The sequence below is a fragment of the Chitinophaga sp. genome (assembly GCF_035564935.1).
Taxonomy (GTDB): Bacteria; Bacteroidota; Bacteroidia; order Chitinophagales; family Chitinophagaceae; genus Chitinophaga.
Genome location: NZ_DATMTE010000383.1, coordinates 1 through 1,997 on the forward strand (window position 1 = coordinate 1; position 1,997 = coordinate 1,997).

The 1,997-nt window shown below is 47.9% G+C and carries 1 protein-coding gene; it reads right to left on the reverse strand.

Annotation, left to right across the window (positions count from 1 at the left end; genetic code table 11):
- The coding region (locus VN105_RS10130) for an OmpA family protein (RefSeq protein ID WP_325640438.1) at positions 1–1,864 on the reverse strand (1,864 nt) is incomplete at its 3' end.
- Positions 1,865–1,997 lie beyond the last annotated feature (133 nt).

The following is a 1,997-nucleotide window of genomic DNA, read 5'->3' on the forward strand; positions in this document are numbered from 1 at the left end:
GCCTGTTGGCGGCTCTTCCTTCTTCCGTATCATTGGTAGCCACGGGGTTGTTTTCGCCGTAACCCTTGGCAGTAAGCCTGTCTGGTGTGATGCCTTTTTCAGACAGGTAGTTCACTACTGCTTTCGCGCGGTTCTGGGAAAGCAGTTGATTGTCTTTGTCTGATCCTACATTATCCGTGTAGCCCGAAATCTCAATTTTTACGGCGGGGTTATCCTTTAAAAGGTTTACCAGTTTATTGAGCTCGGTTACAGATTCGGGTTTCAGGTTATATTGTTTGCTGTCGAAGAAAATATTATTCAGCACAATGCTCGCATTGGCAGCCAGTGGTTGTAATGGAATATTTTTTTCGTAGGGTATGCCTGGGTTATGTTCTTTCAGTGAAAAGTTATCTGAGTAAAAAAGGTATCCTTTCCTGTTCACGTGCATGGCATAATCCTTTCCCACGGGCAATGGGGCCAGGTAGTCGCCATTTTCATTGGTGGTAACGGTAGCAATATTGTATCCTCCCTGCAGATCGGTGATATCGATATTGGCGGTTAAGCGTTGATGTGTGAGCGTGTCGTATACATAGCCTTTAACATACAGTGTTTGCAGCGGGCGTGCTTCGGGATAAAGTTCAAAGCTGTAAATATCAAGTGCTCCGCGGGTATCGGAGCGGTCGGAGGCGAGGTAGGCGGTTTTCCCGTTTGCCTCCACTACCAGCGATGCGTCTTCATCTATGGTATTGATGGGGTAACCCAGGTTGGTAGCTGGTCCCCAGCTGCCGTCGGGTTGCCGCCGCGAATAAAAGATATCCAGTCCGCCGTAGCCGGGATGTCCGTCGGAGGCGAAGTACAGAGTTTGTCCGTCTGCGTGGATGAAGGGAGTGGTTTCCCTGCCGTTGGTATTGATGTTGGGGCCCATCCTTTCCGGTACGCTCCACTGGCCGTTGGGTTGCCGTTTGGTTACAAATATATCTGCACCATGATCTGGTGTTTCACGTGCAAAATAAAGTGTTTGTTTGTCGGCGCTGAGGCAGGGTTGTGATTCCCAGTCGCGTGTATTAATGGGCGATCCCATATTCTTTGGAGTGGTCCAGCCTGAAGCTGTCTTTTCCGAGTAGTAGAGATCGCAGCTGCCTTTGCCTTCCGGAAATTCGCAGCCTGTGAATACCAGCATGGTACCATCTTGTGAAATGTTTTGTGCGCCTTCATTGAAAGAGGAATTTACGGGTTCACCCATGTTTTGTGCAGCAGACCAGTGATTGTTATCCCGGTTCGTAATATAGAAATCTTCGTTGCGGCCATTTACACGCCTGGTGAAGATCAGTGTTTTACTATCGATGGTTAATGAGGGGAAGTATTCCGGATCTTTACTGTTTACCGGGTCGCCCAGGTTTTCCGGATGGAATGGTACTGCCTGCCGCCCATTGTTTACGGCAAACTCATAATTCACTTTCAGTTTTTCCGCATTGGCACTTTTCGACTTGATAGACGCAATGTATTGATTGATTAACTGTAACGCCCCTACGAAGTTGCCCGTTCCGGCCATTGCTTTTGAATAGGGTACCATCACAGGACGTAATCCGCTGCTATCCAGCTGTTTTAATTTTTCAAAAGCAGCGGTGGCGGCTGTATAATCTTTCAGCTCCACGTAGCACAAACCCATTTGCCCGTATGCATCGGTAAAATTGGGCGCCGCCTTAATAGCTTCCTGCAGGAACCCGATAGCGGCTTTGGTCTGGTAAGTTCTTACGGCATCAATGGCGCGGTCAAAACTGGCTTTGGCTTTTTTAGGCGCATTTTCATAGGTAACAGTCTGGGCTTGCAACAGCAGCCCGAAGCCCAGCAGGCAACACAGTATTAACAGGGAGGTTTTCTTCATAGTATGTATTCGCAATGTAATTAACGAAATTACTATGAAATTAGTGTAGTGAAGCCGGGGAAATAAATGCTCGCCTTCGGCGATGCGGATTTTGTCTGACTCAGGATTAAACTGATTACGCTGATTACCCTGA